The 21,017-nt window shown below is 56.0% G+C and carries 22 protein-coding genes and 1 pseudogene; 4 read left to right on the top strand and 19 right to left on the bottom strand.

The genetic code is table 11. The annotated features are described in order from the left end of the window. Positions 1-2: 2 nt before the first annotated feature. The 14 genes and pseudogenes from MWU64_RS01630 to MWU64_RS01565 form a co-directional block, all read right to left on the bottom strand. Complete coding sequence (locus MWU64_RS01630) at positions 3-947, bottom strand: biotin-dependent carboxyltransferase family protein (protein ID WP_247059908.1); 945 nt, start codon at positions 945-947, stop codon at positions 3-5. Beyond that, positions 944-1,636, bottom strand: a complete 693-nt coding sequence (pxpB, locus tag MWU64_RS01625) for a 5-oxoprolinase subunit PxpB (protein WP_247059906.1) — start codon at positions 1,634-1,636, stop codon at positions 944-946. The genes MWU64_RS01630 and pxpB overlap by 4 nt, the downstream gene beginning before the upstream one ends. Continuing rightward, positions 1,636-2,373, bottom strand: coding sequence for a 5-oxoprolinase subunit PxpA (locus MWU64_RS01620; RefSeq protein ID WP_247059902.1), 738 nt, complete (start codon positions 2,371-2,373; stop codon positions 1,636-1,638). Before MWU64_RS01620 ends, pxpB begins: the two co-directional genes overlap by 1 nt. 67 nt (positions 2,374-2,440) lie before the next feature. After that, positions 2,441-3,562 carry an NnrS family protein gene (locus tag MWU64_RS01615; RefSeq protein ID WP_247059900.1) on the bottom strand — a complete coding sequence of 374 codons (1,122 nt, stop codon included), beginning with the start codon at positions 3,560-3,562 and terminating at the stop codon, positions 2,441-2,443. Positions 3,563-3,597: 35 nt separating this feature from the next. Continuing rightward, complete coding sequence (locus MWU64_RS01610) at positions 3,598-4,275, bottom strand: hemolysin III family protein (RefSeq protein ID WP_247059898.1); 678 nt, start codon at positions 4,273-4,275, stop codon at positions 3,598-3,600. Between the two features lie 96 nt (positions 4,276-4,371). Next, the gene (locus MWU64_RS01605) at positions 4,372-5,073 is read right to left on the bottom strand and encodes a Crp/Fnr family transcriptional regulator (protein ID WP_247059895.1); all 702 of its coding nucleotides are present in this window, start codon (positions 5,071-5,073) and stop codon (positions 4,372-4,374) included. A gap of 118 nt (positions 5,074-5,191) precedes the next feature. Then, positions 5,192-6,676, bottom strand: a complete 1,485-nt coding sequence (locus tag MWU64_RS01600) for a cytochrome D1 domain-containing protein (protein ID WP_247060746.1) — start codon at positions 6,674-6,676, stop codon at positions 5,192-5,194. A gap of 66 nt (positions 6,677-6,742) precedes the next feature. Next, a pseudogene (gene cobA / locus MWU64_RS01595) lies at positions 6,743-7,543 on the bottom strand (uroporphyrinogen-III C-methyltransferase); the annotation flags it as partial. Between the two features lie 74 nt (positions 7,544-7,617). Next, entirely contained in the window at positions 7,618-8,817 is a 1,200-nt protein-coding gene (gene nirJ / locus MWU64_RS01590; protein ID WP_247059891.1) for a heme d1 biosynthesis radical SAM protein NirJ, read from the bottom strand. A 120-nt stretch (positions 8,818-8,937) separates the two neighbouring features. After that, positions 8,938-9,462, bottom strand: a complete 525-nt coding sequence (locus MWU64_RS01585) for an Lrp/AsnC family transcriptional regulator (RefSeq protein ID WP_247059889.1) — start codon at positions 9,460-9,462, stop codon at positions 8,938-8,940. Continuing rightward, positions 9,437-9,937 carry an Lrp/AsnC family transcriptional regulator gene (locus MWU64_RS01580; RefSeq protein WP_247059887.1) on the bottom strand — a complete coding sequence of 167 codons (501 nt, stop codon included), beginning with the start codon at positions 9,935-9,937 and terminating at the stop codon, positions 9,437-9,439. Before MWU64_RS01580 ends, MWU64_RS01585 begins: the two co-directional genes overlap by 26 nt. Then, positions 9,921-10,466, bottom strand: coding sequence for an AsnC family protein (locus MWU64_RS01575; protein WP_247059877.1), 546 nt, complete (start codon positions 10,464-10,466; stop codon positions 9,921-9,923). Before MWU64_RS01575 ends, MWU64_RS01580 begins: the two co-directional genes overlap by 17 nt. After that, complete coding sequence (locus MWU64_RS01570) at positions 10,463-10,927, bottom strand: AsnC family transcriptional regulator (protein ID WP_247059876.1); 465 nt, start codon at positions 10,925-10,927, stop codon at positions 10,463-10,465. Before MWU64_RS01570 ends, MWU64_RS01575 begins: the two co-directional genes overlap by 4 nt. Before the next feature lie 29 nt (positions 10,928-10,956). Next, a complete protein-coding gene (locus MWU64_RS01565) occupies positions 10,957-12,681 on the bottom strand; it encodes a nitrite reductase (RefSeq protein WP_247059856.1) in 1,725 nt (574 codons plus the stop codon). A 216-nt stretch (positions 12,682-12,897) separates the two neighbouring features. Between MWU64_RS01565 and MWU64_RS01560 the strand changes: the two genes are divergently transcribed. The 4 genes from MWU64_RS01560 (at position 12,898) to MWU64_RS01545 (ending at position 15,677) form a co-directional block, all read left to right on the top strand. Then, entirely contained in the window at positions 12,898-13,245 is a 348-nt protein-coding gene (locus MWU64_RS01560) for a cytochrome c (RefSeq protein ID WP_247059854.1), read from the top strand. A 51-nt stretch (positions 13,246-13,296) separates the two neighbouring features. Next, complete coding sequence (locus tag MWU64_RS01555; RefSeq protein ID WP_247060738.1) at positions 13,297-14,469, top strand: cytochrome D1 domain-containing protein; 1,173 nt, start codon at positions 13,297-13,299, stop codon at positions 14,467-14,469. Between the two features lie 79 nt (positions 14,470-14,548). Further along, the gene (locus MWU64_RS01550) at positions 14,549-15,331 is read left to right on the top strand and encodes a CbbQ/NirQ/NorQ/GpvN family protein (protein ID WP_281496196.1); all 783 of its coding nucleotides are present in this window, start codon (positions 14,549-14,551) and stop codon (positions 15,329-15,331) included. Beyond that, positions 15,303-15,677 carry a hypothetical protein gene (locus MWU64_RS01545; protein WP_247059853.1) on the top strand — a complete coding sequence of 125 codons (375 nt, stop codon included), beginning with the start codon at positions 15,303-15,305 and terminating at the stop codon, positions 15,675-15,677. The genes MWU64_RS01550 and MWU64_RS01545 overlap by 29 nt, the downstream gene beginning before the upstream one ends. A 221-nt stretch (positions 15,678-15,898) precedes the next feature. Here MWU64_RS01545 and MWU64_RS01540 read toward each other — a convergent pair whose 3' ends face one another. Genes MWU64_RS01540 through MWU64_RS01520 form a run of 5 tightly spaced genes read right to left on the bottom strand, consistent with a single transcriptional unit; the run spans position 15,899 to position 21,011 of the window. Beyond that, on the bottom strand, positions 15,899-16,138 hold the full coding sequence (locus MWU64_RS01540; protein ID WP_247059851.1) for a cytochrome C oxidase subunit IV family protein: 240 nt from the start codon (positions 16,136-16,138) through the stop codon (positions 15,899-15,901). A 12-nt stretch (positions 16,139-16,150) separates the two neighbouring features. Continuing rightward, entirely contained in the window at positions 16,151-16,726 is a 576-nt protein-coding gene (locus MWU64_RS01535; protein WP_247059849.1) for a cytochrome c oxidase subunit 3, read from the bottom strand. A gap of 14 nt (positions 16,727-16,740) precedes the next feature. Beyond that, complete coding sequence (locus tag MWU64_RS01530; RefSeq protein WP_247059847.1) at positions 16,741-18,564, bottom strand: VWA domain-containing protein; 1,824 nt, start codon at positions 18,562-18,564, stop codon at positions 16,741-16,743. 14 nt (positions 18,565-18,578) lie between these two features. Beyond that, the gene (locus MWU64_RS01525) at positions 18,579-19,529 is read right to left on the bottom strand and encodes a 4Fe-4S binding protein (RefSeq protein ID WP_247059845.1); all 951 of its coding nucleotides are present in this window, start codon (positions 19,527-19,529) and stop codon (positions 18,579-18,581) included. 60 nt (positions 19,530-19,589) lie between these two features. After that, positions 19,590-21,011, bottom strand: a complete 1,422-nt coding sequence (locus tag MWU64_RS01520; RefSeq protein WP_247059843.1) for a cbb3-type cytochrome c oxidase subunit I — start codon at positions 21,009-21,011, stop codon at positions 19,590-19,592. Positions 21,012-21,017: the final 6 nt, after the last annotated feature.

The raw sequence follows: 21,017 nt of genomic DNA, 5'->3' as shown, positions 1-21,017 counted from the left end.
CGTTAACGAGCGGTATTGAAAAACGCCAGCAATTGACGCTCCTGCTGTTGCGCGTCTACCAGGGATATTTCCCTGAAACGCAGGCTTGTACCGGGCGGCCTTTGGGCCAGAGCATCGAGACTGCGGGGCGTAACAGCGCCCAGTTTCGGATAGCCGCCGATGGTTTGCCGGTCTTGCAGTAAAATAATCGGCTGGCCGTCCGCAGGCACCTGAATGGCACCGAGGCTCGTGCCCTCTGAGGCCAGCTGGCGGACCGACACCTCCAGCGCGGGGCCGGTCAGGCGAGCGCCCATTCGGTCAGATTGGGGGCTTAGGGTATAAGCGTTCGAGAAGAAGGTTGCCAGTGCCCGTTCGGAAAACTGTTCAACCTGAGCGCAAGGCAGGACATCCAGCGTTAACGGCTTGCGGTAATCCGGAATCCATTGGTTGGGGATTTTGCGATTTATGGCCAGTTGCGAGATGGCCCCGCAGGGTATAAGGTCGCCTTCCTTAATGGCATGGCCGTTGCCCTGCAAGCCGCCGGTGCCTTCACGTACAACGGTGGCGCAGCTGCCGCCCAAACCGGGCCCCACCAAAAAACCACCTCGCACGGCGAGATAGGCGCGGACACCGGTACGGGGCGCACTTAACGCCACGCTGTCTCCGGCGCTTACATGAAGGGTGGTCCACAGGGGGGTTGGTTCACCATTCACCGTGAGCTTTACGTCGGCACCGGTGACAACAATTTGGGTGTTCAGTCCGCAGCTGAATTCGGCACCGCCAAAAGTGATTTCCAGCGCGGCTGCGCCATAGTCATTGCCGAGCAGGTGATTCGCCCAGGCCCATGCATGGCGATCCATGGCACCGCCGGAAGCAAGCCCCATGTGCATCACGCCCCGGCGACCCGCGTCTTGCAGCAGGCTGAAGAAGCCTGGTTTGGTGACATAAAAGCCGGCCTGAGCGCTCATTCGATCTGCCCGCCCAATGCAAGAAATTCGTCGCGTGTAATGGCTCGAAACCGCACCTGTTGCCCGGCGCGTAACAACGATGGCTGCTCCCGGTGGGGATCAAACATGGTGACTGGCGTGCGGCCAATCAGGTTCCAGCCGCCTGGTGATGCCAGTGGGTAAATGGCAGTTTGCCGATCGGCAATGCCAAGGCTGCCGGCGGGGACTTTGGCGCGCGGGGTGGCAAGCCGAGGTGTTTCCAGATCGTGTGGAACTTCGCCCAGATAGGCAAATCCGGGTGCGAACCCAATCGCAAACACGTGGTAAGCCTGGCGGCTGTGGCGATGAATGACTTGCTCGACGGATAGGCCGGCTCGTGCGGCAACGGCTTCAAGATCCGGGCCGACACTGGGGTGGTAAAACACAGGGATGTCGAGGGTGCCGGCGCTTTCGTCCTTTACCGGGTGATCCGATAAGTTATCCAGAACGGCGGTGACATCGGCGAGCAGGTTTGGGTAATCCGTTTTCAGAAGATCATAGCGCAGCATCAGCGATGTATAAGAGGGAACCAAGTCCACAAGGCATGCCCCAAGCCGATTTGATAACGCCTCGGCCGCAACACGAATCTGTTCAGTGAGAGCAATATCAATACGGTCGCCAAAATACAGGGTAAGCGTATCTATGCCGGTCACCTGACACTGCCAGCGCATCAGTGGGTGTCCTTCAGTGCCTTGCGGATCGCTTCAACAGCGGCGATTGAATCGGGGTTGTCGCCATGGACACACAAAGAATCGGCTTCAAGTCGCAATGGTTTGCCGCTGATACTTCGCAGTGGTGTGCCGGTGGCAAGCCGCCGGGCCTGCTCGACAATGGCGGCGGAGTCTTTGTGCACAGCGTCGGGTTGAGTGCGCGGAACAAGAAAGCCCTGTTCGTCATAGGCCCGGTCGGCAAAGGCTTCCAAGATAAGTGGCACGCCATATTTTCCGCACAGGGATTTCAGTTGGCTGTTGTCTGCGGTAGACATGGCCATCAGCGCGAGGTCATAGGGCGAGCACCTGAGCGCTTCCAGGATGCTTTCGAGAATGGCTTCGTCGCGCATCATGTTGTTATACAGAGCGCCGTGGGGCTTTACGTAACTTACAAGGCCGCCCTGACAAGCGGCAATGTGACTGAGCGCGCCGATCTGATAGCTGACCATGGCGGTGATTTCTTCCGGCTGAAGCACCATGGAACGGCGACCAAATCCTTGCAGGTCCGGATACGAGGGATGTGCGCCAAGGGCCACACCGTTCTGGAGCGCTAAACACACAGTGCGCTGTATGGTAACCGGGTCACCGGCATGGAAACCGCAGGCAATGTTGGCCTGGTCGATGAACGGCATGACCTGCTCGTCCATGCCCATAGTCCAGGCTCCAAAGCTTTCACCTAAATCGCAGTTCAGTAACATTGCTGTCTCCGGAAGTGAACTCGTCACCTGAATGGTTGTTTTACATAGGTTACCTGATTGTGACCGTTTAACGCTGTATTCGTTTAGTCTGAGCGTGCCTGAAAAGCAGCAGCAACTGGATGAAAACGCCAGCGTAGGTAGCGCTCCAGGCGATGGCCGAAATCCACAGCAGATCCGTTTGGGCGTAAGGATTTGTCCCGGCACTGAAGCGGGTGATGGCGGCAAGCCCGATGGATACAGCAAAAGTGAGCACCTGCCAGCGTGGCGGGAAGTGTCTGTGGGCGCGCTGCCACGCTTGCCGCAACATAACGCTGCACGAGAGGGTGCCCAAGGCACCGACCGTAATAAGATGCATCGCCGGAAGAGGTGGCTGCCCGCGCAGCAAGGCGATTCCGGTGACGGTGGAGCCGGCGGCTAACCAAAAATAACCCAGCCCGAATACCAATAAATCCGGGCGGTGCCCGCACAGCCAGAGTTTCCAGCGTACCGCGCGCAGCGCGATCAATCCGCCACTAACGATCAACAGTAGTCCGGTTATCCGGTCTGTTGCCGGTGACAGCATGAGAAGGGTCGCAAGGGACAGAAGCACCAGAAGTGTGCCCTCGATTCGGGGCTGCACTCGGGCGTTTAACGGAATGCCTCGCTTTTCCAATATGCCTGCGATGGCGGGCGCAATGGCCCGGCCACCGATGAAGGTCATGAGCAGTAGCAAGCCGATAATGGTTGCCAGCATGATGCGGCGAACACTGGGTAGCGGTAGCCCGTAATGGGACAGGGTGTACGCCAAGGCAGCCAGACACAGAGCAAGAATCAGTGGCCCGGCTACTTTGTTGCGCCATTTTTTTGCGGCTTGAAAACGGGGGACGACTTGGCGGGCAACCATCAGGCCAAAGGCAATGCTAAGAGCCTGGCTCACCAGCAGTTCCGGCGCGATGAGCCAGAATGCCCGAGCCAAGCACCAAGCCAGAAAAATAGGCGTAAGGACTCGCCAGGGCTGGGGGCCGAGGGTGTACCCCGCCACCAGAGCAAGGGCAAAGCCGAAAATAAGTTCGTGGCCGTGCCCGGCACCGATAAACCCGGGCGGCCATCCCGAGGTGGCTGAAAAAATCGACAGAGGTACGGAGAGTGCCGCCCATAACGAGGCTGCAGGAAAGAACAGCCAGAACGCATGAAAGGGTTTGCCGGGCAAAGAAAAACCTCCGTTTCTGGCTTAAGTGAACGAGTTTATAAGGTGTAAGGAAGTACGCCAACGTAGATGGCACCGAAATGGCAGGCGCTTCCCCCAAGTACAAACAGATGCCAAACCGCATGCATATAAGGGACGCGATCTGCCAGATAAAACACCACCCCCGCGGTGTAAACGACACCGCCGGCCACGGTCAGGTACAGGGCCGTCTCACTCAGGCTGGCAGCCAGATCGCCAGAGGCAAACGTGATCAGCCAGCCCATGGCTACATAGATGCCTACCCGGGCGAGTTTGAAACGATTCTTGAAGATGATTTTTAAGGCCACGCCGGTAAAGGCCAGCGACCAGATCACCGCGAATAATGTCCAGCCGGTTGTGCCGCGCATGTTGACCAATAAAAACGGGGTATAGGTGCCGGCAATCAGCAGGAATATGGCGCAGTGGTCCATGGTTTTGTAGAGGGATTTCAGTTGTGGACTGCGAGCGCCGTGATACAGGGCTGAAGCCATATACAGCAGGATCAGCGATGTGCCAAACACGCTGAAACTGATGATTTTCCAGATGTCGCCCAGTTGGCTTGCACCGACAATCAAGGCGATCGTGCCGATGACGCTCAGCGCGGCACCCAGCCCGTGCGTGGCACTGTTAATCCATTCTTCGATGTGGGCGTGAGTGGTGCTTGTGGTTACGTTCGGGTAGTGAGTTTCGTGTGTCATCTGTGCTGCCTGAATCCGCTCAAGAATGGGTTCGGTTCAGCGTACAGGTGTACGCACAAATTTTCCACGAATAATCGTTGCTGTTCTCAGCTGTTCTCAGCTGTTCTTGCTGGCGGATTTGAGCCGGGAGAAAGTCGCTGGCACCACGCCAAGCCATGCTGCCAACTGGTTGTCGGGCACTCGCTTTACGAGTTCCGGGTATTCCTCAAGCAAAAGCCCGTACCGTTCCTGAGCGGGCATGGTTTGTTTCCGAAATTCCCGCATGCTGGTCAGCTCTGCAATTTCTTCGGTCAGCATCAATGCAAACTTCGCCCACAGACCGTCGCCATGGCGTTGTATGGCTGAGCGAAAAGCTGCGAAATCGGCTACCCAGAGCGTTGCCGGAACAACGCTGGTCAGGCACAGGGTGTTACGGACGGTTCTGGTTCGACCAAACACTGGCCAAACCAAATCGCCTTCTGCGAAGAAGTGATGCACCGCCACTTTTCCGGATGAAGACTCGCGAAATAAACGCAGGATTCCGTACTGGATCAGATAGACGTTTGACCAGGAGCGGTCGTGCTTTTCCAGTGGAGTTTCGGCATCAACACGACGCTGATGAAACAGGCGAGCTATGTCGCTCAGAAACAGCGCTTCGTTGGTGTTCTGTTTTTCGCTAAGACAGATGCCAAAGGCACGACTCAGTCCGTTCAACAGGGCGACTTCCGAAGGTGCCGCATCCTGATGAATTATCTCCGGATCATCATCGCCTAGCAGGCAGGGGGCAGATGCCAGTGGCGGCTTGAGTCTGCTGTTCATTTTCTAACCCCTTTGAAGTGACTTAGATCAATTATCCTACCATAGAACAAATATTCCAAATGACTTTAATGGTTAAAGGAATTTCATTCGGCCGATGAAGGCGCGGGGCCTTCATCGGTCAGTGACTGGTGCCTTCTTCGTAATTGATCTTGTTCCATACGTTGTACTTGCCCGAGGGCTTTTTCATCGGAATACGCTTTTCTTCTTCCAGGGTGTCCGCGTCATACACGATGATCGCGCCGTCGTTATCCCAGACACTCAACAGAAGCTTCTCGCCGTATCGATCGAACTCCACGTGTGCCGCGACTTTGCCGGGCTCAGGCTGCAGGGTTTTGACGATTTCCAGCGTCTGTTTGTCGATAATGTGCACCTTGTCGGCATTGGGCCCAAAGAACACATCAGCCCAGGCATAGCGAGAGTTTTCATGGCTGCGCATGAAGAACCCGGGGCCTTCGGTTTTCAGGGTTTTGATAACCTCCCAGGTGTCCATGTCGATGATGGAAATGGCTCCGGCACGGAAGTGCGGGGTGGCCATCACGCGTCGGCCTTGATACTCCCAGGTAATGCCTGACCCCAGATGTGGCATGCCCGGCAATGGCAATTCGGCGGTTGTCTTTCCGGTGTCCAGATCAATCACCACGCCGTGCTTGCCGTCTCGTGCTGCGCCGATCAGGTGCTGGTAGCCGGGGTCAAAGAAAAAGTCGTCCAGCAGGGTGTCGGTGGTCATCCGGCGGAGTTGGGCTTTGTTGTCTTGCACCGTGACTTCCCAGGCTTCGGGAATGTCTTTTAGGGCTGCGATAAAGCTACCTCTGGGCGGAGCGGTATAAACCGCGCTGACTCGCGAGCTTTCGCCCTGAGCGTTCTCTACCGGAATGAAATCGAGAAGATCGAGATTGTCGGCATCAAACAGCACTAGCGTGTGGGGAAGGTAATTGGCGGCCATGACATATTGGCCATCCGCAGAGACGGCGATGTTACGCATGTTGATACCGGCACGAACCTCGGCAACCACTTTCAGATTGTAAATGTCGTATTTGGTGATCCAGCCGTCCCGGGATCCGAAATAGACAAAACGACCATCCGGGCTGTATTTAGGCCCGCCGTGCAATGCGAACCGGCTGGGGAAGCGGTGAATTGGCTCCATGTTGTCACCGTCCAGCAAGGTGACATGGTGATCGCCAATTTCGACCACCAGAAACAGGTTCATCATGTCTGCTTCAAAGACCGGGTCATCCGGCAGTGTGCCGGCGGCATGATTCACAATCTGACTATTCCGGATTTCAGGGCGGCCCCATTTGAGTTCGTGGCTCGGCGGCTGATAGATGTATTTGGTCAGATCAGCGATTTGCTGGTCGTTGAGAATGTCCTTGTAGCCGCCCATCTGGGTAGCTGGCCGGCCTTCGCGAATCACTCGCTCGGCTTCGGTTTTTTTCAAGCGCCCAAGGTTCTCTGGCAACAAGGCCGGGCCCATTCCACCCAAGCGGTCAGGACCATGACATGCGGCACATTGTTGAAGGTAGAGCGTCTCGGTGCCGGAATCTTCGGCATTAGCGGCTTGCCACGGCAAGGCAAGAAATGCGCCTGCCAGCAGCAGGCTTTTCATCAGGTTTGCTCGGGTTTGATAACACATCACCAGCAGAGGCTCCCGGTCAGGCTATGTAGGTCGGTTTCAGGCAGGTAAGCGGCTGCCGGTTATTGCTGTGCGGTCGGTCAGAGCGCTGTGCCAGCCAGCTTGCGCCGGACGGGCGAGCTTTTCTGCCAGTTGGACTACTTCACCCACAATAATCAGTGTTGGCGGTTGGAAATCTTCACGATCAATGGTGTCCACGAGGTCGTTCAGCGTGGTCACTGTCATGTGTTGAAGGGGGGTGGTGCCGCGCTCAACCAGAGCAACCGGACAGTTGCCGTCAAGCCCATGAGCGGTCAGTTCACGCACGATGGTGGGGGCATTGTGCAAGCCCATATAAAACACCCGGGTTTGTCCCGGTGCGGCCAGAACCTGCCAGTTCAGCTCCAGGGCATGATCGGCTTTGCGGTGACCGGTAACAAAGGTGACGCTTTGGGCGTAGTCCCGGTGGGTCAGGGGAATGCCGCAGTAAGACGAGCATCCGGCCGCGGAGGTGATGCCCGGTACCACGAGAAAGTCGATGTCGTTTTCCACCAAAAACTCGGCTTCTTCACCGCCTCTCCCGAAGATGTACGGGTCGCCTCCTTTCAGACGAACGACGCGACGCTGTTGGATGGCCAGTTTCACCAGCAAATCGTTGGTTTCGTCTTGTGGCACAAAGTGACAACCGCTGGCTTTGCCAACGTGGATTCGTTCTGCTCCGGGTTTTACCAGCTCCATTATCTGGGGCGACACCAGCCGGTCGTAAACGATGGCGTCGGCCTGTTGGATCAGCATTAAGGCTCTGAGTGTGAGTAAGCCCGGGTCACCGGGGCCGGCGCCAACAATGGCGACTTCTCCGGGGCGAAGAGGTTGTTCGGCCAGTTGGAATTCCACCAGGCACTTTTGTCGTGGAGCTGTGTTCATGGTGTCTTTCCTTACAGATTGTTGACCGGAATCTCGATAGCCCCTGCAGCCACCCGCCTAGGCATGCTTTCTACAACACCAATTTCTTCGTTGGTGAGGTAGCAACCAGGGTCTTCTTCCCAGAAATCACCGGACATGTTGTATGCCCTTACCCGGGTGTTGCCGTTACAGATGTTCAGGAACTTGCACTCGGCGCAGCGACCTTTGACCGGGCGAGGGTATTGGCGGAAACCCTGCATCAACGGATCTTTGGTTTCGGACCAGATTTCCGAGAACGGCGTTTCCCGCACGTTTCCGAGGTTGTAGTCCCACCAGAAGGTGTCGGGATGCACGGTGCCCAGATTGTCGATGTTGGAAATGTTCACGCCGGAAGAGTTGCCGCCCCAGTTGGTCAGGCGTTCGGTCAGTGCATCGACCTGATCCGGGTAATGCTCTTTCGCCCACTCAATCAGGAACGGGCCGTCGGCATCGTTGTTGCCGGTGACGTATTCCCGCTCAATGCCGCGCTGAAGTTCGTTGTGGCAATGGTTGAACAGCAGCCTCATGGCGTCGCGCGTCATGTCGTACCAGGCATCGCGCTTGCGGTTTCGGCCCCCGCGGCCGGAGTAGTTCAGGTGCGACAGGTAGAATTTGTCGATGTCGTGTTCATCGAGCATTTCCAGCATGGCCGGAAGTTCCGGGTAGTTGTCCTGAGTCAGCGTGAAGCGCAAGCCAACTTTGATGCCCGCTTGTTTGCACAGCGCCACCGCGTGCATGGATTCACGGAAGGCCCCTTTCTTCTGGCGGAATTCATCGTGGGTCTTTTCAAGACCGTCAATGCTGATGCCCACGTAGTCGTAACCAACGGCTTTGATCTTGTCGATGTTGTCTTCGGTGATCAACGTGCCGTTGGTGGATAGCCCCACGTAAAAGCCCATTTCCTTGGCCCGGTGCGAGATGTCAAAAATGTCCGGTCGCATGAGAGGTTCGCCGCCCGACAGAATCAGAACCGGCACACCGTAGGCTTTGAGGTCGTCCATCACGGTGTAGACTTCCTGAGTGCTTAACTCGCCTTTGAAATCGATGTCGGCGGAGATCGAGTAGCAGTGTTTGCAGGTCAGGTTGCAGCGTCGGATCAGGTTCCAGATTACCACCGGACCGCTGGGCTTAGGGATCGCGCGGACCGGAGTCGGGTTCATCAGGGTTTTGATGTAACGGGTCATGCGGAACATAAAATTCTCTCTTTCATCAGGCGGGGCGTTGCGGGCCCTCCGGGCTGGCCGTTAGCGGCTCTCTATACTGTTCACTATCCCCTCTGGTGCCGGTGGTATCTATACCTTTGATGGAGTACTTCAAGGGGTAGGTTGCTGTTTTCTTAACCGTAATCCGGTTTTTTTCAGGATCGCAGAGCTGTAAAGAATGGTGTTGCCTGAACAGGTATCGCCCAGCAGCGCTTTTATCCGTTGTGCTTTTTCTTCAACCTCTTCGCGGCTGGTGCCGTGCACCATGGCAAACAGGTTAAAACTCCAATAAGGCAGGTGGCGGGGGCGTCGGTAGCAGTGGCTGACGAAGGGCAGGTCACCGACTTGCTGGCCCATTTCCGCGATGGCTTCATCGTTCACGTCCCAAACCGTCATGCCGTTGTAGCGGTAGCCCAGTTTGTAATGGTCGGGCACCGCAGCGACGCGCCGGATTACACCGCTGTTTTGCATTTCCTGAAACCGGGCCAGCACGTCTTCGGGGGCCATATTGAGCTGGCGGCCAAGTTCGGCCCAAGGGTCTGAAACCAGCGGCAACCCTTCCTGTGTGGCCATGATCAGTTCGCGATCTTGCTGCGTGAGGAGAGTCTGCTCAGACTTCAAAGTGGAGGTTGACATGAAACTCTTGCTCCTTGGGCATGTTGTAAACGGGGTGGCCCGTGAGCGCTTCGATACGCTGGATGGTGTCGGTAATGCCTTCGGGGGTTTCCGTTGCCAGCACGAACCACATGTTCAGTTCGTGTTCCCGGCGGTAGTTATGGGCCACTTCCGGAAAGCTGTTCACTTGTTCCGTGACTCGGTCAAACGCTTCGGCCGGAATGCGCATGGCGGCCAGGGTCAGGCCGCCACCCATTTCGCCGGCGTGAAACATCGGGCCAAATCGAGTCAACGTGCCGTTGGCTAATAGCGCTTTCAGGGTGTCCAGCAGCACGTGCTCGCTGATGCCGAGTTCTTCCGAAACATCACGGTAGGGTGCCGGAGTGAGCGGCAGACCGTATTGCAAGCGATTGATAACGGCCCGTTCGGTGCTGGTGAATTCGGGAGTGTCGGACGACGTGTCTCGGTGGTTGGATGGCTCAGCGATTGCTGACATAGCGCCCTCCCCGTTGAAGATAAGCTTTGTTGCTGAACAGGACGGCGTGGCGAATGTCGCCCAGATCGTGTGTTTCGATCATCTGCTCAAGCTGCCCCAATACACGCTCCCGGTTAACGCCATGAATCATGCAAAACAGGTTGTAGGGCCAGTCTGGCAATCGCCTTGGACGCTGGTAGCACAAGGTCACGAAGGGGACCGCGGCCAGTGTTTTTCCGAGTTGGCTCACGTTTTCGTCGGGAACATCCCACACCACCATGGCGTTGGCGGTATAGCCAAGGGTGCGGTGCTTCACAATCAGGCCGTTACGCTTGATCAGGCCTTGTTGTTGCCAGTGTTCGACCGCACCCAGCACCTGTTGCTCGGTCAGGCCGGTTCGTTGAGCCAGTTCCAGATAGGGGCGCGGTGTCAGCGGGAGGCCTTCTTCAAGATGCTGGCGCAGCCGTAATAACCCCCAGGCGCTGAAGGCTTCGGTGTTAAACAGAAAGTTGCCGGTTTGGAGGTTCGGCTGTGGGGCTGGGGTGTTCATGATAGTGCGTCCCAGTCGATGTCGAAGCCCAGGTCGATGTGATAACCCTCAACCATGGGAAGCCTGAGTATGGGCAACTTCAAGCGCTGCTCCAGTTCGTCCAGCCGCTCGTTCAGAGTGTGTTCATCCGGGGCGGTCATCACGAACCAGAGATTAAATGGGTGCTCCCGCGCGTAATTGTGATTTACGCCGGGAGCTTCGTTGATCCGGGCTGCAACCGCATCCATTTCGGTGGGGTCGGCAGCCACGGCAGCGAGCAGGCTTGCACCTGCCCGGCTGTGTTCAAACACCGGTCCAACCCGGCTGAGCACCTGTTGCTCCTGAAGGGAAGACAGCCGGCTGATCACTTCGTCCTCGGAAATGCCCAGGCTACGGGCCATTTCCAGGTAAGGGCGCTCACACACCGGCAGGTTACGCTGGTAGTGATCGATCAGTTGCTTGTCTACAGTGTCCAGTCGCATCAGGCGATCTCCTCCGGGCCGGGGCCGGATCAGTACACGTCGTGCTGAGTGTTGTAAGTGTTGAACTTACCGGTCGGGGTAACCATGAAGTCGCCCTTGATGACCTTCTTCAGCTCGCGGGTTTTGTCATCAACTACAACAATGGCGGAGTTCTTGTCAGAAGTGTTCCAGACAGAGAACCAGACTTCGTCGCCCGCTTTGTTGTATTCCGGCTGAACCACACGCTTAGGCCCTTCGCCCAGCTCGGCCCACTCGGCAATTGGCAGCACTTCATAGCCAGCATCGAAGTTGTTGATGTCGAATACCGCTACGCTCTGGCTGACCGCTTCAGAGGGGTTCAGAGCAGTGTCTACCCACAGGTTGGTGGACTTCGGATGGGTTTTCACAAACAGTGAACCGCCACCTTGGCCATCAACGGTGCGTACCACTTTCCAGGCTTTGTCCGGGTGGCCTTCCGGGTCGGTACCAATCATCTGGATGGTTTGGTCACCCAGGTGAGATGTAGCCCACACAGGCCCGTGCTCGGGGTCTTCGAAGTTGGCACCGCGGCCCGGGTGAGGGATCTTGCCCACTTCAACCATGGCTTCAAGGTTACGGTCTTTGGCATCAACCACTGCAATCTTGTTGGAGTTGTTGGCCGCAGACATGAAGTAACGCATGCTGCCGTCCCAACCGCCATCGTGCAGGAATTCTGCTGCATCAATGGAGGTGATGTTCATGTTGCCCAGATCTTCGTAGTTCGCCAGCAGGATTTTGCCGGTTTCTTTTACGTTGATGATGAACTCGGGGTGTTCGTGGGAAGAAACAATCGCAGCAACACGTGGCTCAGGATGGTATTCCTGGTTACTTACAGTCATGCCACGGGTACTGACAATCTTCTTGGGCTCAAGGGTGTCGCCATCCATGATCACGAACTGGGGCGGCCAGTAAGTGCCGGCAATGGCGTACTTGTCTTCCCAGCCTTTGTACTTGGAGGTTTCGACCGAGCGCGCTTCCATGCCTACTTTGATCTTGGCAACGGTTTGCGGCTCTTCCATCCACAGGTCGATCATGTTGATCAGGGCGTCACGGCCGATCACCATTACGTAACGACCAGAGGCAGACATCCGGGAGATGTGGACCGCGTAGCCGGTGTCGATGATCTTCACGACTTCCTTGGAATCACCATCGATCAAAGCAATCTTTCCGGCGTCACGCAGGGTGACACTGAAGATGTTTTCCAGATCCAGATCGTTCATCTGCTTGGTGGGGCGATCTTCCGGTGCCACGATCACTTCCCAGGTGTTCTTCATGTCAGCCAGGCTGAACTCGGGAGGCTGTGGTGGCTCGTGCATGATGTACTTGGCCATCAGCTCTACGGTTGCTTCATCAAAGTCACCGGAGGTCAGCCAGTTGGGCATACCGGCCGGTGAGCCATAACTGATAAACGCTTTCAGGTAATCGATACCGCGCTCTTGGGTAATATCCGGGGTCAGCGGCTTACCGGTGGCGCCTTTACGCAAAACACCGTGACAACCGGCGCAGCGCTGGAAGTAAATTTCCTTGGCTTTTTCAAACTCGGCATCGGTCAGATCCGGCGCGCCGGGGCTGCGAACAACTTTCGCGGAATCCGCGTCAACGGCGCTAGCAGTTCCCTCATAAGCGAGGGAGGTACCTTCCACGTGCTTCTCGGCTGCGTGGGCAGACATTACGCCGAGCGACGTAACGGCCACGGCCAGAGCCAGTGGTTTCATAATCATTTTGGTCACTCTCATCGGGTTCTCTCCTTGGGCTTTGCGAGTACTGCTAGGGTTCTCTTATTAGGACTTATGGACATTGATTTATGTCAGAAAAGTTAGGTTATGCAAGAGAGTACCTCCCCATGGGTATGCCCAAAGATCACTAGCTACCTCTGCAGAATTTAAGCAATATCAAGGCTGAGATTTTGTAGGCGTTTCAGCATGCCATTGCAGGTTCCCGGAGGTTTTCGAATGGCTCGTAGGATGGGTGACACGTTCAGGTATTTGCTGCTTATGGTCGTGCTGACCCTATGGCCGGCTTTTGCCCATTCTGCAGAAACGAAAACGGAGGCCGAGCTTCGTAACTTTGTTGTTCAGGATTGTGGTTCATGCCATGGGTTAACGTTCAAAGGTGGTCTGGGGCCGCCGTTGCGACCTTCCGATATCGAGCAGCTGCCAGTGGCTGCGATCGAAGCGATTATTCGCGAAGGTGTGCCCGGAACGGCCATGCCTCCCTGGAAAGCGTTGCTGACCGATGACGACATGGCGTGGATTAGCCGCCAGCTGAAATCCGGCGCGCTGCTTGAAAAGACCCGCTAATTAAATGAGCAAGGATTGACCATGACAAAGTTGATGTTTCGGGTAGTGACCATGATCGCCGCGGTTGCGATGGTCGGCTGTCAGGCGCTGCAACCTGAGCAGAATCTGCCTCTGCGAGGTACCGGAGATTTGGGGCTGATCATCGAGCGGGCCACCGGTTCTGTTCAGGTGGTCGATCATTCCGAACGCGATGTGCTGGGGCGTGTGGAAGGTCTGGGGGATTTGTCTCACGCTTCCGTGGTGTATTCCCGGGATGCCCGTTATGGCTATGTGTTCGGTCGCGATGGCGGGCTGACCAAAGTCGATTTACTGACCATGACAATCGCGAACCGCGTGATCCAGTCCGGCAACAGCATTGGTGGCGCCATCTCTCAGGACGGGCGCTATGTGGCGGTATCCAACTACGAACCCGGCGGTGTGAACGTCTTCGATAGTGAAACCCTCGAAACCGTGCTGGAAATACCCGCGTACTACATCAATGAGCAGGGTGAAAAAGACCAATCCAAAACCGTCGGCCTGGTGGACGCACCGGGCAATCAATTTGTCTTCAGCCTGTTTGAAGCGGGTGAAATCTGGACCGTAGACATGATGGCAACGCCGCCGGAGGTCACACGCTTCGATGCCGGTAAACAGCCGTACGATTCCCTGATTACCCCGGATGGCCGTTACTACATTGCCGGGCTGTTCGGGGAAGATGGTTTATCGATGATGGATTTATGGCACCCGGAACAGAGCGCCAAAACCATCCTTCCGGGTTATGGCAAAGGTGAACAACGCTTGCCTGTGTACAAAATGCCGCATCTGGAAGGTTGGGCGATTGCCGATGGCCACGCATTTGTGCCCGCGGTGGGCCGACATGAAGTGCTGGTCGCAGACATGAGCGATTGGAGCATGGTGCAGCGCATACCCGTTCAGGGCCAGCCGGTGTTTGTGATGGCCAGCCCGGATAATCGCCAGATATGGGTCAGCTTTGCCCACCCGAAAAACAACGTAGTGCAGGTTATCGATTCCCAGAGCCGCGAAATCATCCGAACCCTGGAACCGGGTAAATCTGTGTTGCACATGGAGTTCACCCCCCGCGGCGAGGAAGTCTGGGTGTCCTCAAGGGACAGCAATCGCATTACCGTTTACAACACCCGCACGCTAGAAAAAGTGAAGACCTTGTCAGCACAAAAACCCAGCGGCATCTTCTTTACCAACCGGGCTCATGCGCTGGGGCTGTAAATAAAGGCTAAGTGGCATCGTGCGCCATGGCGTGGTGTTGTGTTGCTCCCAAAGCCAAGAGACATAAGGAATCTTATCCATGACGTTTTACCAACCAGCAGGAAACGAAGTAGAGCTGTTCCGTGCTGCCGCTGAAAACAGCTTGCCCGTGCTAATCAAAGGCCCGACAGGATGCGGTAAAACCCGTTTCGTGCGCTACATGGCCGAGCAGCTGGGGCGCCCGGTTTACACCGTAGCCTGCCACGACGACCTCACCGCATCTGATCTTGTAGGCCGCCACCTGATCGGCCCGGAAGGCACTTATTGGCAGGATGGGCCGCTTACGCGAGCCGTTAGAGAAGGTGCCATCTGCTACCTTGACGAAGTGGTCGAGGCAAGAAAAGACACCACGGTTGTATTGCACCCGCTGGCGGATGACCGAAGAGAACTGCCAATCGAACGCACCGGCGAACTCCTGCAAGCCGCCCCCGGATTTATGCTCGTGGTGTCATACAACCCGGGATATCAGAGCCTGCTGAAAGGCATGAAGCCAAGCACCCGGCAACGTTTTGTGTCTATGAGCTTCGACTATCCGGAACCGGAAGTCGAACAAGTGATTGTGCAAAAAGAGTCCGGTTGTGACAGTGCCTTGGCCAAGCAACTGGTGGATTTGGCGACTTCTCTACGGAAACTCAAAGATCACGATTTGGAAGAAGCGGCTTCAACACGGCTACTGATCCACACGGCTTACCTGATTCATTCCGGAATGCCCGCTGTGGAAGCCTGTCGAGCTGCGATGATCGAACCGTTGTCGGACGACGCGGTCACAGTAAATGCGCTCATGGAGGTGGTGTATGCCTTATTCGGGCAGTCGGAAGAGTGAATCCCCCGGAGCCATTGCTCCGGTCGCGTGGTACCTGCTGAACTTGCTGGCCCTGCCGATCATCGGCTTTTTGGTTCTGCTCGGCATCATGCTGAAATCAGCAGACGCCAGCCCGTTACGGCGAGCCCACAGCAAAGCCGCCGTATACATGTCCATTCTCGGCGCAATATTGATCGGCTCAGGTGTGGGCATATCCTGGATGATGTTCGGCAACACCGGTAACTTCTGGACCTTCGCCATCGTGTGGGCCATCGTTCTGCACACATCGTTCGTGCTGTGGGGCATGATCGCCTTGGCGCAGGCGATCGGCAATAAACCGCCGTATTTTCCGAAGAAGTTGATGTAACGATCAGAGTTTAGAGCACAGAGGTGGGGGCGGCCTTCCAAAAATGTGCGCAGCCATGGATGGCGGAGCAGAAGCGCCACATGGGTTCGGCCGAGCGCTTATGAAGCGAAGCTTCATGCGACAGCCGAACGACCGCAATCTGTGATTGCGGGCCGGACCCCGAAGGGGTGCCGCAGGAGCGGTTTTTGGAACAACCGTCCCACTTGCCTAACTCCAAACAATCAGCCCGCCAAATGAATCCCAGCTAACACAGCCACAACAACAATAGCCCACCCCTGAGACGCCAGCCTCCACCCCCAAGGAGAATGCTTCATCTCCATAAAGTGATCCACCAACAGCACCGCCTTCACCAACACCAAACCAAACACCATCCAGACCAAAATCCCTGGCTCAACACCCGCCTGCATAGCCACAACCGGCCCCATGGTGCACAGCATCAGAATGATATAAACCGCCAACATCAGCCAGACTCCTTAAGCCAAAACGTAAAGCATCGGAAACAACACCAACCACACCAAATCCACCATGTGCCAATACGAGGCACCAGATTCCATACCATTCATATCATCGCCGGTGTACTCACCCTTCTTCACCTTAACCGCCAACACCACCAAAATAATCTGACCCAACACCACATGCATAAAATGAAAAAACGTCAGAAAAAAATAGAACATAAAGAACGCATCGGTTCCCAGGTTGTAGCCGTTAGAATAAAGCTGCGCGTATTCCCAAACCTTCCCGAACGTGTAAATAGACGAAGCCGCCACCGCCCACCACAACAGCCCCGCCGTGCCCGCCCGGTGATCACGGAAACGATGCACCGCCAAAGCGACAAAATAACTGGCCGTGATCAGACCAATGGTATTCACCAGACCTGTCCAAGGGTGAAGCGCCTCTCGGCCCGCAGAGAAAGTGGCCGGGTCCATGCTTCGGGCAACGCCGAAGCCGATGAACATAATGCCGAACACCGCCAGTTCCGCAAAAATAAAGAACCAGACAGCAATATCTCCTGGTAAATGCCGATTACGAACGGCCAGACCATCCGCCATGATTAAATACTCCGTTAACGTGTCAGATTCAGATACAGCTTGGGCAGCTGGGCCGGAAGCTGAGTCGGGTCTTTGATCACCACGAAATTCGCGCTGCCAAACACATAAGGTAAGTACTCGTTGGCCTCTTCATCGATGGTCACGCAAAATGGCGTAATCCCCGCTTTCTGGGCCTCTTGAACCGCCATGCGTGTGTCTTCAACACCGTATCGGCCTTCGTACAAATCCAAATCGTTAGGCTTGCCGTCGGTTAGCAGAAGCAAAATTTTCTGGTTCTCGGGCCGGCCCTGCAGCAGCTTGACAGACTGGCGAATCGCAGCGCCCATGCGCGTGTAGTAGCCCGGCTCCAGAGCTTGGATTCGGCCCCGGGTTGTATCGTTGTAGGGTTCGTCAAACGACTTGATGTGATGGAACCGGATATGGTCCCGGCGGCGCGACGAAAACGCAAAAATGGCAAACGGATCGCGGCTGGCAGTTAAAGCCTCGCTCAGCAACTGAAGCCCGTCCCGGGCGACATCGATGACCCGCTGGTTATTGTTGATGTAAGTGTCGGTAGACAAGGACACATCGGTCAGCACCAGGCATGCCAGATCACGTTGGTTGTGTTTGCACTGGCGAAACAGCTTTTGGTCCACTTCACCGCTCCCACGCCGGATCTGAACAGTGCGATCCAGGCACGCATCCAAATCCAGCTCCTCACCGTCTAGCTGCCTGCGCTCCCATTGGCGCAAGGGCTTCAGTGCGCTGAACTGGCGGCGCAACGTTTGCGCCGAACGCATCAAGTGTTCGGGCAACGGAGACGGAACCGCCTCTTTGCTGAGCATAGGTTGCAGGCAGCAGAACTTTTCCCGAAAAGCCTGGCGGCGCCAATCCCATTCGGGAAGATGAATGCCGGGGCCAAGGTAAAGATCGTCGTTCTCTTCCGATGGCAGATCAAGATCAAACTTGATCGCAGACGAAGCCTCGCGCCGGTCTTTCGATACCGAAATCATATCCATGTCTTCCGCCACCGCATCGGCATCGTCTTCGTCGCTGTCATCACCGGCTCGATCAACGGGAATAAATTCAGACCAGGTAAACAGATTTTCCAGCCGGAACAGCATGATTCCCTGATCTTTATCGAAAGCATCCACGCGTTCAGCGCGGCGGCGCTTGCGTTTTTTGGCCAAACCACCGGATTTGGACTGAGTGTTGTCGTCGCCCAGAATCTGCCCCGTTACTTTGCCGCGCCCCAGAACCGGGTATAGCCAAAGCACTACAGGCCAGGGGTCGGTGAGCGCGTCCGGCAGCTCATCCACGCTGCCGGGGTGAATCAGGGCTTGTCGAATCGCTGATTCACGCTTGGCCTCATTGCCTGACAGGCTCTCGGGGGTGGGTCGCCATTGCAGGGTGTGCTTTACCAGCCTCTGGTACATAGGCTCAAGGCCCGGCCAACGGGCTAGCAATTCCAGCACCATAGCCTGATTACCTTTAAGCCAGCTGTAGTTGCTGACCTCGCCTAACGAAGCCAAAGCAGCCAGCCAAAGATAAAGCTCCCGGTTGAGTTTTTTCGAAGGAAACAGGCCCAGTTGGTCGGGCAAGCGCAAGCTTTCGTCATCCCGCCAGGCCAGTTCGAACTTACGGTGAGTGCCCGCAAGTTTTTGCAGGAACTTACGGCGAATCTGAAAATGACGGGGCTCTGCCGTTACCAGACTCAGCGCCGGGTCACCGCCCATGGCGCGGAACAGCACGCCCAGCGTGCGGGCTTCGTCTTTCAGGTGTACGGCGTATTCCGGGAATTCGCCCATGGCCTGGCGGGTCACATAATCGTGCCACTTTAATCCGACCCACTCTTCCATATCGACTCCTTAATTCAGGCTCGCGGTTGACGCGGCTTGGTCTCAATTTCTCGCACCGGGATTAATACCGTTTGCTTGCCCGGTATTCCGGGCTCCCAGGTCAACAGGGAGCCTTCCGGATTGTCTTTCTGCACTTCGCGGCAGGCACTCACGCATTGCAGGCATTGCGTGCATGAAAACTTGGCGCGTTTATGGCTGCGAGTAGGCAGCCGCATAGGGCAGGCTTCGTCGCAGGCCTTGGTGCAGTCACGGCAAGCCGCCGCGCGTTTGGTATCGAAGGTCACGACCTTGCCTTTGCCGTTGGCCATCCAGGCAATGCTCTGTACCAGACCGACGGCGCAGCCGTATTTGCAGAACAAATGGCGTGCAAACAGGAAATCAAACGTGAAGGCTGCGGTGGCTACGCCGAGAAAAATAGCCGGATACAAATCGATTTGGCCGGTTACCAGATCGGTATACAACGGAAGCGGAGGCAACAGATAGGACAGCAGCGCCAAGGCCCATGAAAAACCGATAAGCGCACATACCAGCGTCAGGCCCGCCCAGTGAATGGCTTTGCCGGTACGGCCTTTGTTCAGGGCTTCCCACAGAGTTGGGCGGCCGGTAATGCGAGTCATTAAACTATTAATGGTTTCAACCACCGAAAAGTGTGGGCACAGCCAGCCGCAGTACAAACGACCCCATTTGAACGCGATCCAGAGCGCGAGGGGCACTAACACAAGAATGGGCAGGATGAACCAGAACAGAATCTGCCCGGCGACTTCGGCGGGCGAGCTTTGCGCCACCCAATCGAGGTGCAGATTAAACGAAAGCGGAAAACCGAAAAGAACAAAATGGGTTTCGGTCAGGTCGTAGCGGAAAATATTGAGTACAGGCGCAAGCAAAAAGAGCAGGAAAAAGGCACCGCGGGTTATCAGGCGCTTCTGCTGGAGGGTGTCTTCAGGGTTGAAGGTTTGCGCATGCACGGAATTGGTCCGAAGTTGATGTGAGTGCCGGGGTCCGAAGACCCCGGCGGTTATGCCTTATCAGGCTTCTTCTGGAGACGGTACCGCACCACGGACCTCTTCGGCCGGGCCAGCCTGACCCTTGATGAAGAAGCTGCCGAGGTACACCACCAGACCAGCCATGAAGAAGCAGCCAGCCACCAGACGCATCCAGTAGAAAATGGCAATCTGATCCTGGCCTGCCATGAACGACATAGCACTGCCACTTTCCGGTATGCGTTGCAGCCAAACCTGCAGTACGCCAGCGCCGGTCAGGAACAAAGTGATGAACACCATGGAGATGGTCATCAACCAGAAACCCCACATTTCAACGATTTGTGCAGTGTTGCTATTGCCGTAAGGACGGCCACGCATAATGGGCACCGCGTATGAAATGATGGTCAGCACGATCATGACATAGGCGCCGTAGAAAGCCATGTGGCCGTGAGCTGCCGTGATCTGGCTACCGTGAGTGTAGTAGTTCACCGGAGCAAGCGTGTGCAGGAAACCCCAAACACCCGCGCCGAGGAACGCCATAACCGTTGTACCCATGGCCCACAGAGTGGCGGCTTTGTTCGGGTGGTTCCGGCGCCGACGGTTGATCATGTTGAAAGCGAACACCACCATCATGAAGAACGGTAAAGGCTCGATTGCCGAGAACACAGAACCCAGCCACAGCCAGTACTCGGGCGGCCCAATGTAGAAGAAATGGTGACCGGTACCGATGATGCCGGAGATCAGTGCCATGGCGATGATCAGGTACAACCACTTTTCGATGACTTCACGGTCTACACCGGTGAGCTTGATCAGAACGTAGGCCAGAATGGCACCCATGATCAGCTCCCACACGCCTTCAACCCACAGGTGAACAACAAACCACCAGAAGTACTTGTCTGTGGTGAGGTTGCTCGGGTTGTAGAAAGAGAATAACCACAGTACTGCCAAACCGACCAAACCGGTGATCAGCACGATGTTGACGACGGTTTTACGGCCCTTCAGGGCTGTCATGGCAATGTTGTAGAGGAACGCCACGACCACAACCGCTATACCGATCTTGGTTATAGTGGGCTGTTCAAGGAATTCCCGACCCATGGTAGGCAGCAGTTTGTTGAGTGTTACGTCCGCCAGAGTGGCGTAGTCCACAAACAGATAGCCCAGAATGGTCAGCGTACCGGCAGCGGCAAATACCCAGAACAGAATCCAGGCCAGCAGCGGGCTGTGCAATTCAGTTTGAGCTTCTTCCGGGACCATGTAGTAGGTTGCGCCCATAAAACCGAATAGCAGCCAGACAATCAGCAGGTTGGTATGCACCATCCGCGCGACGTTGAACGGGATTTCCGGAAAGAGGAAGTCGCCAACAACGTATTGGAGCCCGAGAATCAGGCCGAACAGGATCTGACCGGCAAACAGAACCAGGGCAAAAATGAAGTAGGGCATCGCTACCCGTTGAGATTCGTATTTCATGTCTGC

It is taken from the genome of Marinobacter sp. S0848L, assembly GCF_023016065.1.
GTDB lineage: Bacteria > Pseudomonadota > Gammaproteobacteria > Pseudomonadales > Oleiphilaceae > Marinobacter.
Note: the sequence above shows the minus strand (reverse complement) of the source record. Positions and strands in the feature narration are given on the sequence as shown.